The organism is Sphingomonas sp. JC676 (assembly GCF_014489075.1).
Classification (GTDB): domain Bacteria; phylum Pseudomonadota; class Alphaproteobacteria; order Sphingomonadales; family Sphingomonadaceae; genus Sphingomonas.
In genome coordinates, this window is record NZ_JACTGR010000001.1 from 54,229 (window position 1) to 71,653 (window position 17,425).

At 63.4% G+C, this 17,425-nt stretch carries 8 protein-coding genes; 6 read left to right on the forward strand and 2 right to left on the reverse strand.

Translation table 11 applies throughout. The features are described from left to right. Window positions 1-15 precede the first annotated feature (15 nt). On the forward strand, window positions 16-2,154 hold the full coding sequence (locus IAG41_RS00270; RefSeq protein WP_187726603.1) for a FecR family protein: 2,139 nt from the start codon (window positions 16-18) through the stop codon (window positions 2,152-2,154). 60 nt (window positions 2,155-2,214) lie between these two features. Beyond that, complete coding sequence (locus IAG41_RS00275) at window positions 2,215-4,533, forward strand: putative bifunctional diguanylate cyclase/phosphodiesterase (RefSeq protein ID WP_187726604.1); 2,319 nt, start codon at window positions 2,215-2,217, stop codon at window positions 4,531-4,533. Between the two features lie 92 nt (window positions 4,534-4,625). Here the strand turns inward: IAG41_RS00275 and IAG41_RS00280 are convergent, their stop codons facing one another. Continuing rightward, the gene (locus IAG41_RS00280; RefSeq protein ID WP_262408403.1) at window positions 4,626-5,171 is read right to left on the reverse strand and encodes an FxDxF family PEP-CTERM protein; all 546 of its coding nucleotides are present in this window, start codon (window positions 5,169-5,171) and stop codon (window positions 4,626-4,628) included. Between the two features lie 195 nt (window positions 5,172-5,366). Between IAG41_RS00280 and IAG41_RS00285 the strand changes: the two genes are divergently transcribed. The 4 genes from IAG41_RS00285 (at window position 5,367) to IAG41_RS00300 (ending at window position 16,344) form a co-directional block, all read left to right on the forward strand. Then, on the forward strand, window positions 5,367-5,540 hold the full coding sequence (locus tag IAG41_RS00285; protein ID WP_187726605.1) for a hypothetical protein: 174 nt from the start codon (window positions 5,367-5,369) through the stop codon (window positions 5,538-5,540). A 1,033-nt stretch (window positions 5,541-6,573) separates the two neighbouring features. Continuing rightward, window positions 6,574-11,958 carry a HAMP domain-containing protein gene (locus tag IAG41_RS00290; protein WP_316251057.1) on the forward strand — a complete coding sequence of 1,795 codons (5,385 nt, stop codon included), beginning with the start codon at window positions 6,574-6,576 and terminating at the stop codon, window positions 11,956-11,958. Between the two features lie 4 nt (window positions 11,959-11,962). Further along, window positions 11,963-14,047, forward strand: coding sequence for a response regulator (locus IAG41_RS00295; RefSeq protein ID WP_187726606.1), 2,085 nt, complete (start codon window positions 11,963-11,965; stop codon window positions 14,045-14,047). 332 nt (window positions 14,048-14,379) lie between these two features. Beyond that, on the forward strand, window positions 14,380-16,344 hold the full coding sequence (locus IAG41_RS00300; protein ID WP_187726607.1) for a putative bifunctional diguanylate cyclase/phosphodiesterase: 1,965 nt from the start codon (window positions 14,380-14,382) through the stop codon (window positions 16,342-16,344). A gap of 235 nt (window positions 16,345-16,579) precedes the next feature. Here IAG41_RS00300 and IAG41_RS00305 read toward each other — a convergent pair whose 3' ends face one another. Then, window positions 16,580-16,885 carry a hypothetical protein gene (locus IAG41_RS00305; protein ID WP_187726608.1) on the reverse strand — a complete coding sequence of 102 codons (306 nt, stop codon included), beginning with the start codon at window positions 16,883-16,885 and terminating at the stop codon, window positions 16,580-16,582. Window positions 16,886-17,425 lie beyond the last annotated feature (540 nt).

Sequence of the window (17,425 nt, forward strand, 5' to 3'; positions counted from 1 at the left end):
TTCGGGGAAATCCGCATGAATCGTGTCTACGAACTGGCCGTCGCGGCGCTGCTGTTATTGTTCGCGAACGCTGCTGTCGCGCAGACGGCGAACTGGTCGGTAAGTGAAGCCGCAGGCAAGGTCATTGTCCAGGATACAAGCGGGCCGCATCCTGCGCGGCGCGGTACGGTGGTCCCGGCCGGCGCCACACTCTCCACCGGTCCCGGTTCGCGAGCTGTGGTGGTTCGGGGCAAGGACTTTGTCACGGTTGCTGCCTCGAGCCGCATTCGAATTCCGACACCGGATCAGAAGCAAGGGAAGTTCGACGTCCTCCAGGAATGGGGAAATGCCGTCTTCCAGATCGAAAAGAAGCCCATCCCGCATTTCGGGGTGCGGACCCCGTATCTCGCGGCCGTGGTGAAAGGGACGACCTTCTCCATCACCGTTACGACCGAGGGCGCTTCGCTGCAGGTCGTGGAAGGCGCGGTTCAAACTTCGACGTTCGACGGCGGTGCTGCCGAGATCATTCGTCCCGGCATCGTCGCGACCGTCACGGCGGCCGATCGCTATCGCTTGACCGTTCAGGGCCAGGACACGCGCAACATCGACTCTCCGGAGCGGCCATCTTCACCGGCTGCACCGCCGGCAATCCAGGCGCCGGCTACGCCCGTGCCGGACGCCGACGCGCAGCCAACACCATCGGCATCCGAAGCAGCAGACGACGCCGCTTTGGGTGCTCAAATGATCGCCGAGACGATCTCGGCGAAGCCCATCGATCTTGGGCGAGCGACCGATGGGCTGGTGGGCGGCAATAGCGGCGCGCAACTCGCAAGTGTTGATATTGCGGCGGTGCGCGCCGAGGTCGCGAATTCGAATGGCGTTCCAGGCGACAATTCTTCCGGATCCGGCAATGGGGGCTCCGCTAGCGGAAGTGGCACGTCGAGCAACAATGCCGGTAGCAGTGGCAGCGGGGTCGATACTGGCAGCGGCAGCTCGAGGGGGCATGGCAATGGCAACGGGAATGGCAACTCCGGCACCAGCGACAGCGGAAGCGGTGCAAGTAGCGGTGGCTCGAACGGGGCGGGCAACGCCAACGGTGCTGACACCGGCAACTCCGGCGGCAATGAGAACGGCTCGGGCAATGGTAACGGCGGATCGGGCGGGAACGGCAACGCCAACGGTGCCGACAATGGCAGCGGTAACTCCGGCAGCAACGGTAATGGGAACGGCGCGAGCACCGGTAACGGCGGCTCCAACGGGAATGGCACCGCCAACGGCGCCGACAATGGCAACGGTAACGGCTCGGGCAACGGTAACGGCGGATCGGGCGGGAACGGCAACGCCAACGGTGCTGACAATGGCAACGGCAATTCCGGGAACGGTAACGGCTCGGGCAACGGGAACGGCGGATCGGGCGGGAACGGCAACGCCAACGGTGCCGACAATGGCAACGGCAATTCCGGCAACGGTAACGGCTCGGGCAACGGGAACGGCGGATCGGACGGGAACGGCAACGCCAACGGCGCCGACAATGGCAACGGCAATTCCGGCAGCAACGGTAACGGCTCGGGCAACGGGAACGGCGGATCGGGCGGGAACGGCAACGCCAACGGCGCTGACAATGGCAACGGCAATTCCGGCAACGGTAACGGCTCGGGCAACGGGAACGGCGGCTCGAGCGGGAACGGCAACGCCAACGGCGCTGACAATGGCAACGGCAATTCCGGCAACGGTAACGGCTCGGGCAACGGGAACGGCGGCTCGAGCGGGAACGGGAACGCCAACGGTGCCGACAATGGCAACGGCAATTCCGGGAACGGTAACGGCTCGGGCAACGGGAACGGCGGATCGGGCGGGAACGGCAACGCCAACGGTGTCGATGATGGCAACGGCAATTCCGGCAGCAACGGTAACGGCTCGGGCAACGGGAACGGCGGCTCGAGCGGGAACGGGAACGCCAACGGTGCCGACAATGGCGACGGCAATTCCGGCAGCAACGGTAACAGCGGTTCGAACGGCAACGGCCATCCTGGCGGAAGCTCAACGGGCGTGAGCATTGGCGTCGATATCGGCAACGGTACGGGCATCGATGTAGGGATCTCGCCGGGCGGCGTGGGCCTTCATATCGGCATCGGCAAATTGAACGGTAACGGCAAGGGTAAGGACAAGGACTGACCGGACCGCGAGGGCCGACATTGACCGCCTGTTAGGTTCAGCGCGCTACACCGATCCGCAATGACCGATCGCGGCACCAAGATCATCGACGCGCTTCAACGTCGCTGGCGCTCCGCGGCGTTGGTGGTCAGCGCCATTGCCGGGACTGTTGCCGGTTCGGTCGGCGTAGGGGCCGGACTGGAACGTTCGCTCGCCGAGGCGGAGTGGAGCGTACGTCGCCATGCGGCCAGCGGGACGATCCATATCGTCGAGATCGACGCCCGAAGCATTGCGGCGATCGACAGATGGCCTTGGCCTCGCAGCAATTACGCGCGCTTGATCGACCAGTTGCGCTCAGCTGGTGTTGCCTCGATCGTATTCGACGTCGATTTTTCATCTCAGTCCACGCCCGACCAGGATGGGGCGTTTGCTGCAGGTCTGGAGCGGGCGGACGGGAAGGTCATCCTTCCGACGTTCGGCCAGGAAGCGGGGGGAGGGCAGCAGGGCTGGACGGACTCGCTGCCGATTCCCGAACTGCGCGATCACTCCAGTCTCGCGGCGGTGAGCATCTTGCCCGACACGGACGGTACAGTTCGGCGCGCGCCCGTGGGAACGATGACCGGGGGACTTCCGCGACCTTCGCTTTCCGCGATGATCGCCGGTCTCAATGGTGCTGCGGGCCAGGATTTCCCAATCGACTTTGCAATCGATCCCCAGACGATACCTCGGCATAGCTTCGTCGACATTCGAGACGGCAAGTTCAATCAGTCCGAATTGGCCGGCAAGACCATCGTCATCGGCGCGACGGCTGTGGAGATGGGCGATCGATACGGCGTGCCGCGACACGGTGTCATTTCGGGTGTCGTCATCCAGGCGCTGGCGGCGGAGACGCTGCTCGCGGGGATGCCCCACGAGGGAGGCTGGCCGGTTCCGGTGTGCGTTGCGCTGGGCCTTGCCTGGCTGATCCTGCGTCAACGCTCCCGGCTGGGTCTCGTGCTTGCGATCGTCACAGCACCCCTGATGCTGTTTGTGGTGTCGACGCTTTGCGCTTCGGCTTTCCGGTTGTCGTTCCCAATCGTACCCGCGATGGTCGTTATCCTCTATGCCGGTGTCGTAAGCGTTGGCATGCGCCTGGTCGCCGCGGCGCATCGCCGGCGATCCCACGATATCGAGACCGGTCTCCCGAACCGCGTGGCGCTTCGCGACGCGCTCCACAGCTATGAGGGGGCGGGTGTGATCGCGGCCCGTATTGCGGACTTCGACAAGCTTGCCGCTGTCCTGGGAGACGCGGGAACCGCGGCATTGGTCCGTCGCGTGACCGAGCGGATCGCTTTGGTCGCAGAGGGCAGCACCATCTATCGGATCGAGGACCGTATGCTGGCGTGGCGCTGCTACGATCGGGAGCAATTGGAGGAGCGGATGGCTGCGCTGCGGGCGGCGATGCTCAGCCCGCTCGAAGTGAATGGGCGCCGGGTGGATGTGGCGCTGGCAATGGGCTTCGCCGACGAAGGCGAGCGCGCAAGCCATGTACTGGCCAACGCGGCTCTGGCCGCGGACCGGGCTCTTGCGGCCGGCGAAAGCTGGCGCTTCCATCACGCGGAGGAGGACGAGGCCGTCGATCGGGAGTTGTCGCTGCTCAGCGAACTCGACGAAGCCATCGGCAACAACGAGATCCAGGTCGTTTACCAACCCAAGCTTGATCTGAAGGCAAACAGGATCAGCAGCGTCGAGGCTCTCGTTCGGTGGCAGCATCCGACCCGCGGCTTCCTGCGCCCCGACCTTTTCATTCCCCTGGCGGAGCGCAACGACCGCATTGCAGGCCTGACTCTGCATGTCCTCGCGCAGACGATCGCGGATCTGAAGCAGTGGCAGTCATGCGGCCATGCCGTCACGGGCGCGGTCAATCTGTCGGCCAAGCTGCTGTCCGCTCCCGACTTCATTGCCGAGGTGCGGCGCTTGGTGCAATCGAGCGACATAGCGCCAAGCTTTCTGACGTTCGAAGTGACCGAATCCGCAGCGATGATCGATCCGGCAGGAGCAGTGGCGGCCCTGGAGTCGTTCCAGGCGCTCGGGATTTCCATCTCGATGGACGACTATGGCACCGGTCAGTCGACGTTGAGCTATCTGAAGAAATTGCCGCTGAACGAGCTCAAGATCGACCGAAGCTTCGTTCAGTTCGCCCATCAGAATCGCGGTGACGGTGTCCTCGTCCGATCGACAGTGAACCTCGCGCACGAGCTTGGGCTCAAGGTGGTCGCCGAGGGCATCGAGGATGCCGAATGTCTCGCGTTCCTGAGGGCCATCGGATGCGATCTGGCACAGGGTTATTTCATTAGCCGGCCAGTTCCAGCGGAGGAGCTGCGCCTGTTGCTCGACCGAACCTATGCCGATGCGGCGTGAAGGCCGGCGGAACTGCTTGAAACGGTCGGGCGGCCTTGGTTACGACTGATCGCGGGAGTGGCCATGCGGCCCACTCCCGCGATATCGGTTGTCTAGCTGTAGCGAACGCGGACAGTCGGACGGCGCCGCGTTGCGAAACCAGCAAACGCGAACCCGGCGATAAGCATGCCCCATGCCGCGGGCTCCGGAACCGCCGTCGGAACGAACACGCCCTGGCCGCCGTACGAGCCATTGCCCCGAGATTCGCCGTTGATCACGATCTCGTTGAGCTGGCCCGCGAAGATCGGAACCGCATTGGCGAAGACTACTTCGTTCAGACTCTCGGTGATCCCGGTCAGCTGTACGCCGTTGAAGAAGACCGAGAGCAGATCCAGATCGTCCACGCCCTGGAATGTCACCGCGCTCGTGGTGATGGAGCCGCTGGCGGTCCCGTTCTGGGGCAAAGTGAACTGATAGATATGCTGGAACATGCCGGCGACGATTCCAGACTGGCCGAAGCTCGCCGAGATCGACCCGTCCGGCCCGAACGCGATATTCATGTCGGCCGGGCCGAAATAAGTCTGCGCGTGCGCGGGCGCGGAAACAACAGTCACACTTGCCGCGACGGCAAGTGCCAGCGCAAAGCTCTTCATCACCATATGAAATCTCCCTGTTTGACTGATTATTCGTCGGATTGGCGTGAGACCCTTAACTGGACATTTTGTTCCGACTATTTGAGGTGAAGCATGTCCCATTTCGGTACTGTTCAGTTATCCGCGGTTGAGGGCGATCAGGCGCGGAACTGCATCGCGCCCGCATGGGTTACGGATCAACAACCAGTAAGGGACGGTCAAATGGCTGATGATAAGACAACGGTCGTGGAGACCGGTGGCGGCGCGGGCACCGTCATCGCAGTGGTGGCTGGCATCATTGCCATCCTCGTGGTCGCATATTTCTTGTTCGGGCAGAGCCTGCTTAACGGCGATACCAAGAAGATCGATGCAGACATCAAGGTCGAGTCTAAATAGAAAGGGACGGTGCGGTTGGCTCGCTACACCTGAAGAGCCACTGGGACGGGATGGCCTAAGTCGCGGTTGTGGGAAGTCTCAGCGCGATATGCCTGGGGCGCCTTTGCGCACCGACCGTTAGCGGCTTTAGACAATCGCCGTCTCAGCAATGCGGCGCACAACAGAATGTGAAAGCCCGCCCGGCGCCTGGCGGAACGCTCATGCCCCGGCAACTTGTGAGCGCTTACCGATCTGGGAACTAGGTCGGCCCCGTCGGGCATGACTCGCTCTGGGCGCATTTGCGCCTACGCGCCGCCTCCGCCCGAGTTCGTATCGGAATTCGGCCAAATTCTTCCATTCTGCCACTGCGCTATGCTCCGAGCGCGCCGTCACCGAGAGGTCTTCGCGCATGAAGGTACCTGTGGCAACCCAGACGTTCGTACCGGATTTGACGACCAAAATCCGGCAGCCCTCCACAGGATAAGCGTCCACAACGTGCATCGCCATCTCCGCCTCCCACGCGGTTGATCTTCTTACCTTTTAAACCTTGAAACAGCGTCGCGGTTCCGAAGTTTCTGCCATCGCAACGAGCCTCGACGAGCTCTACCGCATTCGGTCCTGATGGGCCGAATTGCGGGGCCAATTTGTATGCGGTGCAGGTCCGACCAGTGCAACAGCCTCGGTTTTCGCCGGACAAGGGCCCATGTACCTGACATCCCTGCAGCGGGCGGCATGATATTCTCGCGGGTCCAGGATCGATCCTGATGTTTGCGCAAAAGGCACGGCAACTTCGAAGGACCATACCGAAGGAAACTCGAACGGATAAAGGTCGCGGCCTCCTGCCGTCCAGGCACGCGCCGGCACGACTCCCAAATTGCGCTATGCCCGCCGCCCGCCGCGCTCGTAATCCCTTCCGGTTCGGGACACGGACGCGGTTTCCAGCGTGCGACGAACCGATATTTTTCGTGCGACAGACCGAAAAGCTTTGCTATGTCAGCGCGTAAGGCCGGGGGGGTCATACGGACACAGGGAGGGACAATGTTAGGAGACCTTGGTGCAGGCCGACATCAGCCCCGATACTCTCGATCGCCGTCAGCTCGTCTCCGCGCTCCGTAGCCTGAGGCGCGGCGACTTTTCGGTTCGCCTGCCGGAGGACCTGGCGGGGACCGATGGCGAGATTGCGTTGCTGTTCAACGAGGTGGTCAGCCTCGAAGAGCAGATGACCAACGAGTTCGAACGGCTGTCGCGCGTCGTCGGCAAGGAAGGCAAGATCACCGAGCGCGGACATGTCCGTGGCGCCACGGGCGGGTGGGAGGCCAAGCTTCGCGCACTCAACGAGCTGATCGAGGACATGGTCCAGCCGACCGCCGAAGTCGCGCGCGTGATCGGTGCGGTCGCCAAGGGCAATCTATCCCAGTCGATGGCCGTCGAGATCGACGGCCGGGCGCTCCGCGGCGAATTCCTGCGCATCGGCAAGGTCGTGAACACGATGGTCGAGCAGCTCGCATCGTTCGCGTCGGAAGTGACACGCGTGGCGCGCGAGGTGGGTACGGAGGGCAAGCTCGGCGGCCAAGCCAAGGTGCGCGGTGTCGCCGGCACCTGGAAGGATCTGACGGACAATGTGAACGCGATGGCGACCAATCTCACCGGTCAGGTCCGCAACATCGCCGAGGTCACGACCGCTGTCGCCTCTGGCGATCTTTCGAAGAAGATCACCGTCGAGGTGAAGGGCGAGATCCTTGAGCTGAAGAACACGATCAACACGATGGTCGACCAGCTCAACTCCTTCGCCTCCGAAGTGACGCGGGTCGCGCGCGAGGTCGGCACCGAGGGCAAATTGGGTGGCCAGGCCCAGGTGCCCGGGGTCGGCGGCACATGGAAGGACCTCACCGACAACGTCAATTTGATGGCCGACAACCTTACCGGCCAGGTACGCAACATCGCCGAGGTCACGACGGCGGTGGCGTCCGGCGATCTGTCCAAGAAGATTACGGTCGACGTAAAGGGCGAGATTCTCGAGCTCAAGAACACGATCAACACGATGGTCGACCAGCTCAATGGCTTTGCCTCCGAAGTGACCCGCGTGGCGCGCGAGGTCGGCACCGAAGGTAAATTGGGCGGCCAGGCGCAGGTGCCGGGCGTTGGAGGCACGTGGAAGGATCTCACCGACAACGTCAATCTCATGGCCGACAATCTTACCGGCCAGGTCCGCAACATCGCCGAAGTCACGACGGCGGTGGCGCTGGGTGACCTGTCGAAAAAGATCACGGTCGATGTGAAGGGCGAGATCCTCGAGCTGAAGAACACGATCAACACGATGGTCGACCAGCTGAACGGCTTCGCCTCGGAAGTGACCCGCGTGGCACGCGAGGTCGGCACCGAGGGCAATCTTGGCGGCCAGGCCCAGGTGCCCGGCGTCGCGGGCACCTGGGCCGATCTCACGGACAATGTGAACCTGATGGCGGCGAACCTGACCGGACAGGTGCGCAACATCGCCGAGGTTACCACTGCGGTCGCGCGCGGCGACCTATCGAAGAAGATCACGGTCGATGTGAAGGGCGAGATCCTGGAGCTGAAGGACACGATCAACGTCATGGTCGATCAGCTGAACGGCTTCGCCTCCGAGGTGACCCGGGTCGCGCGCGAAGTCGGATCGGAGGGCAAGCTTGGCGGCCAGGCGCAGGTCGAGGGCGTCGCCGGCACGTGGAAGGACCTTACCGACAATGTCAATCTGATGGCCGGCAATCTGACCGGCCAGGTCCGCAACATCGCGGAAGTTACCACCGCGGTGGCACGCGGCGATTTGTCGAAGAAAATCACCGTGGACGTGAAAGGCGAGATTCTCGAGCTGAAGGACACCATCAACGTGATGGTGGATCAGCTCAATTCGTTCGCATCGGAAGTGACGCGCGTGGCGCGCGAGGTCGGTTCGGAAGGCAAGCTCGGCGGACAGGCGCAGGTGCCTGGGGTCGGCGGCACGTGGAAGGATCTCACCGACAATGTGAACGCCATGGCCGCCAACCTGACCGGCCAGGTCCGCAATATCGCCGAGGTCACCACCGCCGTCGCATTGGGCGACCTGTCCAAGAAGATCACCGTCGACGTGAAGGGCGAGATTCTCGAGCTGAAGAACACGATCAACACCATGGTCGATCAGCTCAATTCCTTCGCCTCAGAGGTGACCCGCGTGGCCCGCGAGGTCGGCACGGAGGGCAAATTGGGCGGTCAGGCGCAGGTGCGCGACGTCGCCGGCACCTGGAAGGATCTCACCGACAACGTGAACCTCATGGCCGACAACCTCACCGGCCAGGTCCGCAACATCGCCGACGTGACGACCGCGGTCGCGCGGGGCGACCTGTCGAAGAAAATCACCGTGGACGTGAAAGGCGAGATCCTCGCGCTCAAGGACACCATCAACGTCATGGTCGACCAGCTGAACGGGTTCGCCTCGGAGGTCACCCGCGTGGCCCGCGAGGTCGGCACCGAAGGCAAATTGGGTGGTCAGGCGCAGGTGCCGGGGGTCGGCGGCACGTGGAAGGATCTCACCGACAACGTCAATCTGATGGCGACCAACCTCACCAACCAGGTGCGTGGCATCGCCGACGTTGTGACCGCAGTTGCCCAGGGCAATCTGAAGCGCAAGCTGACCGTGGACGCCAAGGGGGAGATCGCGGCGCTCGCCGAGACAATCAACTTCATGATCGACACGCTTTCGACCTTCGGCGACCAGGTCACCAACATGGCGCGCGAGGTCGGTATCGAGGGCCGGCTCGGCGGCCAGGCGCGCGTGCCCGGCGCCGCGGGCCTGTGGCGCGATCTGACTGACAACGTCAACCAGCTCGCGGCGAACCTCACCAACCAGGTCCGCTCGATCGCGGACGTGGCGACGGCGGTGACCAAGGGCGACCTTACACGCTCGATCGCGGTGGAGGCGTCGGGCGAGATGGCGGCGCTCAAGGACAATATCAACGAGATGATCCGAAACCTGAAGGATCAGACTCTCAAGAATGCCGAGCAGGACTGGCTCAAGACAAATCTCGCCCGCTTCTCGCGCATGCTGCAGGGCGAGCGCGACCTGACAACCGTTTCGAACTTGATCATGTCCGAGCTCGCCCCGCTGGTGAACGCACAGTACGGCGTCTTCTATGTCGCCACCAAGCGCGACGCCGACGAGACCGTGCTCGAGCTCGCCGCCAGTTACGGTGCCGAGAGCCGCGATGCGCTCAAACCCGAGTTCCGCCTGCGCGAAGGCCTGGTCGGCCAGGCCGCCGCCGACAAGCGGCCGATCCTGCTCGAGAATGCGCCTTCGGACTTCATCCGGATCGGCTCGGGTCTCGGCCATGCCGCGCCGTCCAACGTCAATATCCTGCCCGCTTTGTTCGAGGACGATGTGAAGGCGGTGATCGAGCTCGCCTCGTTCAGCGAGTTCAACGAGACCCACCAGACCTTTCTGGATCAGCTGATGGAATCGGTCGGCATCGTGCTCAACACGATCGCTGCGACCATGCGCACCGAGGGCCTGCTCAAGCAGTCGCAGCTGTTGACGCAGGAACTGCAGGCCCGCCAGACCGAGCTCACCACCAAGCAGGAGGAGCTGCACGCTACCAACGAGGAGCTGCAGGAAAAGGCGCAGCTGCTCGAGAACGAAAAGAAGCAGGTCGAGGCCAAGAATCTCGAGATCGAGATGGCGCGCCGCGCGGTGGAGGAAAAGGCTGAGCAGCTCGCGCTGACCTCGAAGTACAAGTCCGAGTTCCTCGCCAATATGAGCCATGAGCTGCGCACGCCGCTCAATTCGCTGCTCATCCTGTCGAAGCTCCTGTCGGACAATCCGCAGGGCAATCTCAACGACAAGCAGGTCGAGTTCGCACGCACGATCAACTCGGCCGGGTCCGACCTGCTCAACCTGATCAACGATATCCTCGATTTGTCGAAGATTGAATCGGGGACGGTGTCGATCGAGATCGGCGAGATGCCGATGCAGAGCCTTCGCCAGCACATGGAGCGCACCTTCCGCCAGCTCGCGGCCGACAAGAATCTGGAGTTTGTCGTGGCGTTCGATGCCGGGCTTCCCGCGGCGATCCGCACCGACGAGAAGCGCCTCCAGCAGGTGGTACTCAACCTGCTTTCGAACGCGTTCAAGTTCACTTCGCACGGTTCCGTCACCCTTGCCGTTCGCTCGGCCGACAGCGGCTGGAGCACCAACCATCCGGTCCTGCGCGGGGCGGAACGGGCAATCGAGATCGCGGTGACCGATACCGGCATCGGCATTCCTCAGGACAAGCAGAAGCTCATCTTCGAGGCGTTCCAGCAGGCCGACGGCACGACCAGCCGCAAATATGGCGGCACCGGGCTAGGCCTGTCGATCAGCCGCGAGATCGCCCGCCTGCTCGGCGGCGAACTGCAGGTTCGCTCGAAGCCCGGCAAGGGTTCGACCTTCACGCTCTTCGTCCCGCTCCAGGCGATCGCGCCGCCGTCGAGCGGCAATGAGGGGACGGTCGCTCGGTACGACAATAATGGGGCGCTCGTGCCCAACGCGTTGCCGGCTCCTTTCGATCTGACCGACGATCGCGATACGCTTGAGGGCCATGGCTTCGTCCTGATCGTCGAGGACGATCCGACTTTCGCGCCCATCCTGCTCGACATCGCGCGCGGTGCCGGGCTCAAGGGCGTCGTCTCGTCAGCGGGCGCGGGCACGCTCGCCATGGCCCGAAAGCTCCAGCCTGGCGCGATAACGCTGGACCTCGGGCTGTCGGACATCGATGGGTTCGTCCTGCTCGACCTGCTGAAGCATGATCCCCAGACCAGGCATATTCCGGTGCATGTGATCTCGGGGGCCGACAGGCTGGCGCAGGCGACCGCGCTGGGTGCGCTCGGCGTGACGGAAAAACCGGCGGACGACGCTGCGCTCAAGACCGTCTTTCTCGATCTGGCGGAGCGGGTGAGCGCGGCGCCCGACATCGTCAAGATCGTGCCGCCCGCGGCCGAACCGCTGCCTCAGGCCCGCGCGGTCCCGGAGCTTGCAGGCACCAAGATCCTCATCGTCGACGACGATATCCGCAACATCTACTCGTTGACCAGCGTGCTCGAGAGCTACGACGTCGAGGTGCTCCACGCCGAGCGCGGCAAGGATGGCATCCTGATCTTGGAGCAGACGCCCGGCATCGATATCGCGCTGATCGATATTATGATGCCGGAGATGGACGGCTATGAAACGATGCAGCAGATCCGGCAGCGTCCCGAGCTCACCGACCTGCCGCTGATCGCGGTCACGGCAAAGGCGATGAAAGGCGACCGGCAGAAATGCCTCGATGCCGGCGCATCCGACTATATCGCCAAGCCAGTGGACATCGACCTCATGCTCGCTCTCTTGCGCGTCTGGATCGGGCGCTCGCGCGAGGTTCAGCGTTCGGGCGACGTGATCGTGGCGGAGCGCAGCTGAGCCGATGTCTCCCAATCCCGATGCCATCCTGACCGAGGCCGAAACCACCGTGGCGGGTCAGGTCCCCCCGGCGGTTGCCGGACCCGACATCGATCGACCCCGCGTGCTCGTCGTCGACGACGACGAGCGCAATCTCCTCGCGATCACCACTGTCATCGAGGATGTCGCCGAGGTCGTCGTGGCAAACTCGGGCGAAGAAGCGCTTCGCCAGCTGCTCAAGCACGAATTCGCGGTGATCCTGCTCGACGTCTACATGCCAGGTATCGACGGCTACGAAACCGCGGGCCTGATCCGGGCGCGCGAGCAGACCAAGCGCGTTCCGATCATCTTTCTGTCGGCGGTCAACAAGGAGACCGAGCACCTGCTGCACGGCTATGCGATGGGCGCGGTCGACTATGTCTTCAAGCCGGTCGAGCCGGCGGTGCTGCGTTCCAAGGTCGCCGTGTTTGTCGACCTCTTCACCATGACGAAGGAGATTCAGCGCAAGGCGCTCCAAGAGCAGCGGCTGCTCGACGCCAATCTGCGCGCCAATGCCGAGCGGCTGCAGGTCGAACAGAAATTGCGCCTCGCCGAGCAGCGTCAGGCGGCGATTATCGAATCGCTGCCGATCATCCTCTATCTCGAGGACCTGACCGCGGAGCCGCGCGTTCCCAAATATGTAAGCGGCGCATTCGAGACAATGACGGGCTTCAGTTTCGAGGCGGTCCAGACGTCACCCGACCTCTGGGCCACACGCTTGCATCCCGACGACCGCGACCGTGTGGTCAGGTCACTCGCCGAAAGGCGCGCCGGCCGCTCCCTTTCGGTCGAGTATCGCTGGCAGTGCGCCGATGGCGCTTATCGCCATTTTCTCGACCAGGCCGTCATCGTGCAGGACAGCGCCGGCAACCCCGTCGAGCTGGCGGGCACGTTGCTGGACGTCTCCGAACGGAGGGAGCTGGAGGACCAGCTCAACCAGATCCGCAAAATGGATGCCATCGGCCAGCTCACGGGCGGCATCGCGCACGACTTCAACAATCTGCTTGCGGCGGTGCTTGGTGGCCTCGGCCTGCTCGAGCGGCGCGTTCCGCTCGACGAGGCAAACCGCAAGGTACTCGAGATGGCCCGGCACGCCGCCGATCAGGGAGCCGAGCTGGTCAAGCATCTGCTTGCATTCTCGCGGCGCCAGAAACTCGAGCCGGCACCTGTCGATATCGCCGACCTGGCGATATCGGTTTCCAACTTGCTTAGCCACACTTTGGGCGGGCTGGTCGAGCTATCCTGGCACTGCGATCCCGGTATTGGCAAAGCCTATGCCGACGCGGCGCAGCTGGAACTGGCGCTGATGAATCTCATCATCAACGCCCGCGACGCCATGCCGGAAGGCGGTGCGGTCAGCGTGCATGCGGCGGACCGCCATGTCACCGAAGTGGAACCCGATGGTGGGCTCCGGAGCGGCGACTATGTCGTGCTCACCGTCGCCGACACCGGCTGCGGCATCGCGCCGGAACTGCTAGATCAGGTGCTCGAGCCCTTCTTCACCACCAAGGCTATCGGCAAGGGAACCGGGCTTGGTCTGAGCATGGTCTATGGATTCGCGCAGCAATCCGGTGGCGCGATGCGGATCCGGAGCGAAGTGGGTGTCGGTTCGCAGGTTGAGCTATGGCTTCCCGTCGCGCCCGTCGATGAGAAGCCGCCGCAGGCGCCCGTTTCCCCAGCGACGGTCGACGGCGCGGAGGCACCGGCTGTGAGGATGCGCATCCTGCTGGTCGACGACCATGACGCCGTACGCGCAACGACCGCCGCCATGCTGGAGGATCTGGGTCATAGTGTCGCCCAGGCCAATGACGGTTCGATCGCGCTCGAAATGGTCACCCAGGCGCCTTTCGAATTCGACCTGATCCTCAGTGACTATGCCATGCCACGCCTGTCGGGCGCTGAGCTGATCCGACAATTGCGGGACATTCGTCCCGGCCTTCGTGCCGTGATCATAACGGGGTATGCAGAGCCCGATGCTGCATTGATGCGCGGACTGGACGCACCCGTGCTTACGAAACCGTTCACGCCGGGCCAGCTCATGGCATTGCTGACTAAGGCCGCAGCGTCCTGATCGGCGACCCTCTCGGTCGCGCCAAGCGCGCCGCATGCAGGGGATGCTCTGCGGTTGGATAGCACCTCCATCTCCCGCCGCGCCCTTGCGGCACCTTCCCTGATTCCGTCATGAAGAAGACGCTCCGCGTAAGACATCGGGGACGATGTCGGCCCGAATAACGCAAACGTTGTTCACCTCACCTTTAGACGGCCATCACGACAAATCCCTGACGAATGTCGAAACACCAGGCATCCTTTCGCTATAGTTACTGAAAATTGACCTAAACACATCATCCGGTGTTCACGATATTCGGTCTAGCTGGAGGATAGCTCCGTCCGGATTGGCCTGCCGTGCTTGACCTTCAAAACATCATTCTGGAGATGATAGCAAAGGGAAGCCCTCTTGCGTCGACCACCGACCGGCTCTGCTCTCAGGTCGAGGCTTTGCTGCCGGACGTCATCTGCTCGGTTCTGACAGTAGATCGTGCCCGTCTCCTGCACCCGCTCTCGGCGCCAAGTCTGCCGGCCGATTACTCTGCCGCGCTGGATGGCATTGCGATAGGACCGGACGTCGGTTCCTGTGGCACTTCGGCCTATTTGCGGACGCCGGTCGCCGTCACAGACATCGCGAACGACGCGAAATGGGCGGAGTTCAAGCACCATGCGTCGCAGCTGGGACTGAAAGCCTGTTGGTCGAGCCCGATTTTCGGTGCGAACGGCACGGTTCTCGGGACCTTCGCCTTCTACTATCGGGAGCGGCGCGGCCCCACCGACGTGGAGAGGGAGGTCGTTGCCACGTGCACCCACCTTTGCGCGATCGCCATGGAGCGCCACGATCGCGCACTCGAGCACGAGCGCAAGGCCAATATTGACGAGCTTACCGGTCTCCTCAACCGCGCCTCCTTCAATCGGGCGCTTGCCAGCCTGCCGTGCGACGTGCCGGCTGCCTGGGCCATCATGGTCCTCGACCTCGATAATCTGAAAGTGACCAACGACACTTTCGGGCATCATGTAGGGGACGCGCTTCTGCGGGAGGTGGCATCTCGTCTGGCGATCAACGCGGTGCCGGCCAAGGCCTTCCGGATCGGGGGCGACGAATTTGCGGTCATCCTGCAGGCGCCCGAAGCGCTTCGCGACATCTTCGGTACCGCCCAAGAACTCCTCGACTGCCTGGTCGAGCCCGCTTTGTGCGCCGGACACCTTATCGCGCCTCAGGCAACCATCGGCGGCGCCGTGCTGGCGCATGGCGATGCCACCCCCGACAGCGTGCGGCAGAATGCCGATTTTGCCCTGTACCACGCCAAGGAAACCGGCAGGGGCGGATTTGTCCGCTACTGGCCCGGCATCGGAACGGCGATCACCAAACGACTCACCGCCATCCGGGACCTAGGAGCAGCGCTGCGCGAGGATAGGGTCGAGGCATATTATCAGCCGATCGTCCGTCTCGACACGCGCGAGATCGTCGGGGTCGAGGCGCTGTGCCGCATCATCACACCTGCCGGCGACGTGATTCCCGCCGCGGCGTTCAGTGACGCGACGTCAGACGCGCAGATCGCCTGCGCGCTTACCGAGTGCATGCTTGGCCGCATCGTCGCAGACCTGCGAAACTGGCTTGATCTCGGGATACCCATCCAGCATGTCGGGCTGAATGTTTCTTACGCCGACGTTCACCGCGGCAAACTCGGCGGTCAGCTGAGCGCCGCGTTCGCGGCGGCGGATGTGCCGCTGAAGCATCTCATCGTCGAGATCACCGAGAACGTCTATATGGGGCGCCGGGACCATGTCATTGCGCGCGAGATCAAGGCGATGCGCGCGCTCGGCCTCCGCGTGGCGCTCGACGACTTCGGAACTGGCTTCGCATCGCTGACGCATCTGCTGACCGTCCCAGTCGATATCTTGAAAATCGACAAGAGCTTTGTCGACAACCTCTCTCCCGGAACCCCGAGTAGTGTTATCGTCGAGGGGCTTCAGGGCATAGCCAACAAGCTCGGCATCCGTGTCGTTGCGGAAGGGATCGAGACCGAGAGCCAGGCGGCCCAGCTCGCCGCCTTTGGCTGTCTTCTCGGACAAGGCTATTTGTTTTCGCCAGCGGTGGATCGGGACGCGATGACCGATTTTCTGCTTCGCCTCGCTCAGCCCTCCGCCGAGACAGCCCGTGGCGCCGCTCGTCTTACTCGCCGGCGCGCAGGTAGCGCGGATGATGCGACGCGCTGGATAGCGGCCGCGGGCCCAGGGCCCACCAACCCCGGACCCGTCGCATCAATGGCAGCCCGGGGGTCGCGCAAATATCCCCCTGCGTGTCGTCTCGTCCGGTGAGGCAGACTCGGCCTCCACATCACGCATATTTCGAAGGCGATATCTCAGACGTCGAGAATCGGGGAGGCGGTCTAGTCCGTCATCAACAGTCGGGGGATTTCGCCAAGCAGCTCTCGGGCGAGGAAACCGATCTTGACCGAAGCCGCGGCGCGGCGCGCCCATGCACGGGGCCCGGCCGATGCAGACAGCGCCAGCTTGAGGCGTGCCGCGACGCCCTGCTTGTCGCGCAGGACGCTTATTGGGCGACCCAGACCGACGCGCTGCTGAAGTCCGCACCGGCCTGGCGTTCTGCCGGGATGGGCGACGAGGCGGCTGCGATCGCCGCGTTGACCGTCGCAGCGGAAGGAAAAGACAGGCTCGAAAAGCTTCCCTTCACGCCCGGCCCGATCGTGCCCGCGCGCGAGTAATTGGGGAGCTCTATCTCTCGATCGGGAAGCCCAGGGAGGCGCTGCAGGCCTTCGATGCCACCTTGGCTCTCGCTCCTGGAAGACTGGGCGCGTTGCGCGGCAAGGCCGAGGCCGAGCGCCGTGTGCGCAGCCATTGAACGGAGGACGCCGCACGATCAACCGGCTGAACCACCAGGATCGGCGCGGGTTATAGGCGCCGGGTGGCCTGACCGAAGGCCACGACCGGTGCTGCGCATCATAAGCTGTCGCCGGCGGCCCCGGTGTGGAAAGGGTAGAATGGAAGGTACCGAATTCCGAGCGGGACGGGCCGAGGGGGTCCGTGATGCGTGGGCGATCATCGAGGCTCTGATTGCAGGAGAGCAACTCAAACTCGATTTGCCGGCATCCTATGGTACGCGCAGTGCCCGGCGCACGCGGTGGCAGGCATACCGCAACGCCGCCTCCAGACTGCGGACGATCCTTAATCGAATGACGCGGTCGACTCCCAACTCGGCTGTAAACGAAGCGAAGCTGAAACGGATGGGCCAGTAGTTCCGGCAGCTGCATGAAATCCATATGTCTGCGTATGGATCGTCCGCGGCAGGCACGCCCGAACGGTCACGCATACTTCGCTCCTGCGCCCTCTCGGTGACATGCATCGCCTGGATATCGGACCATGCCGCAGCGGTGCCGCC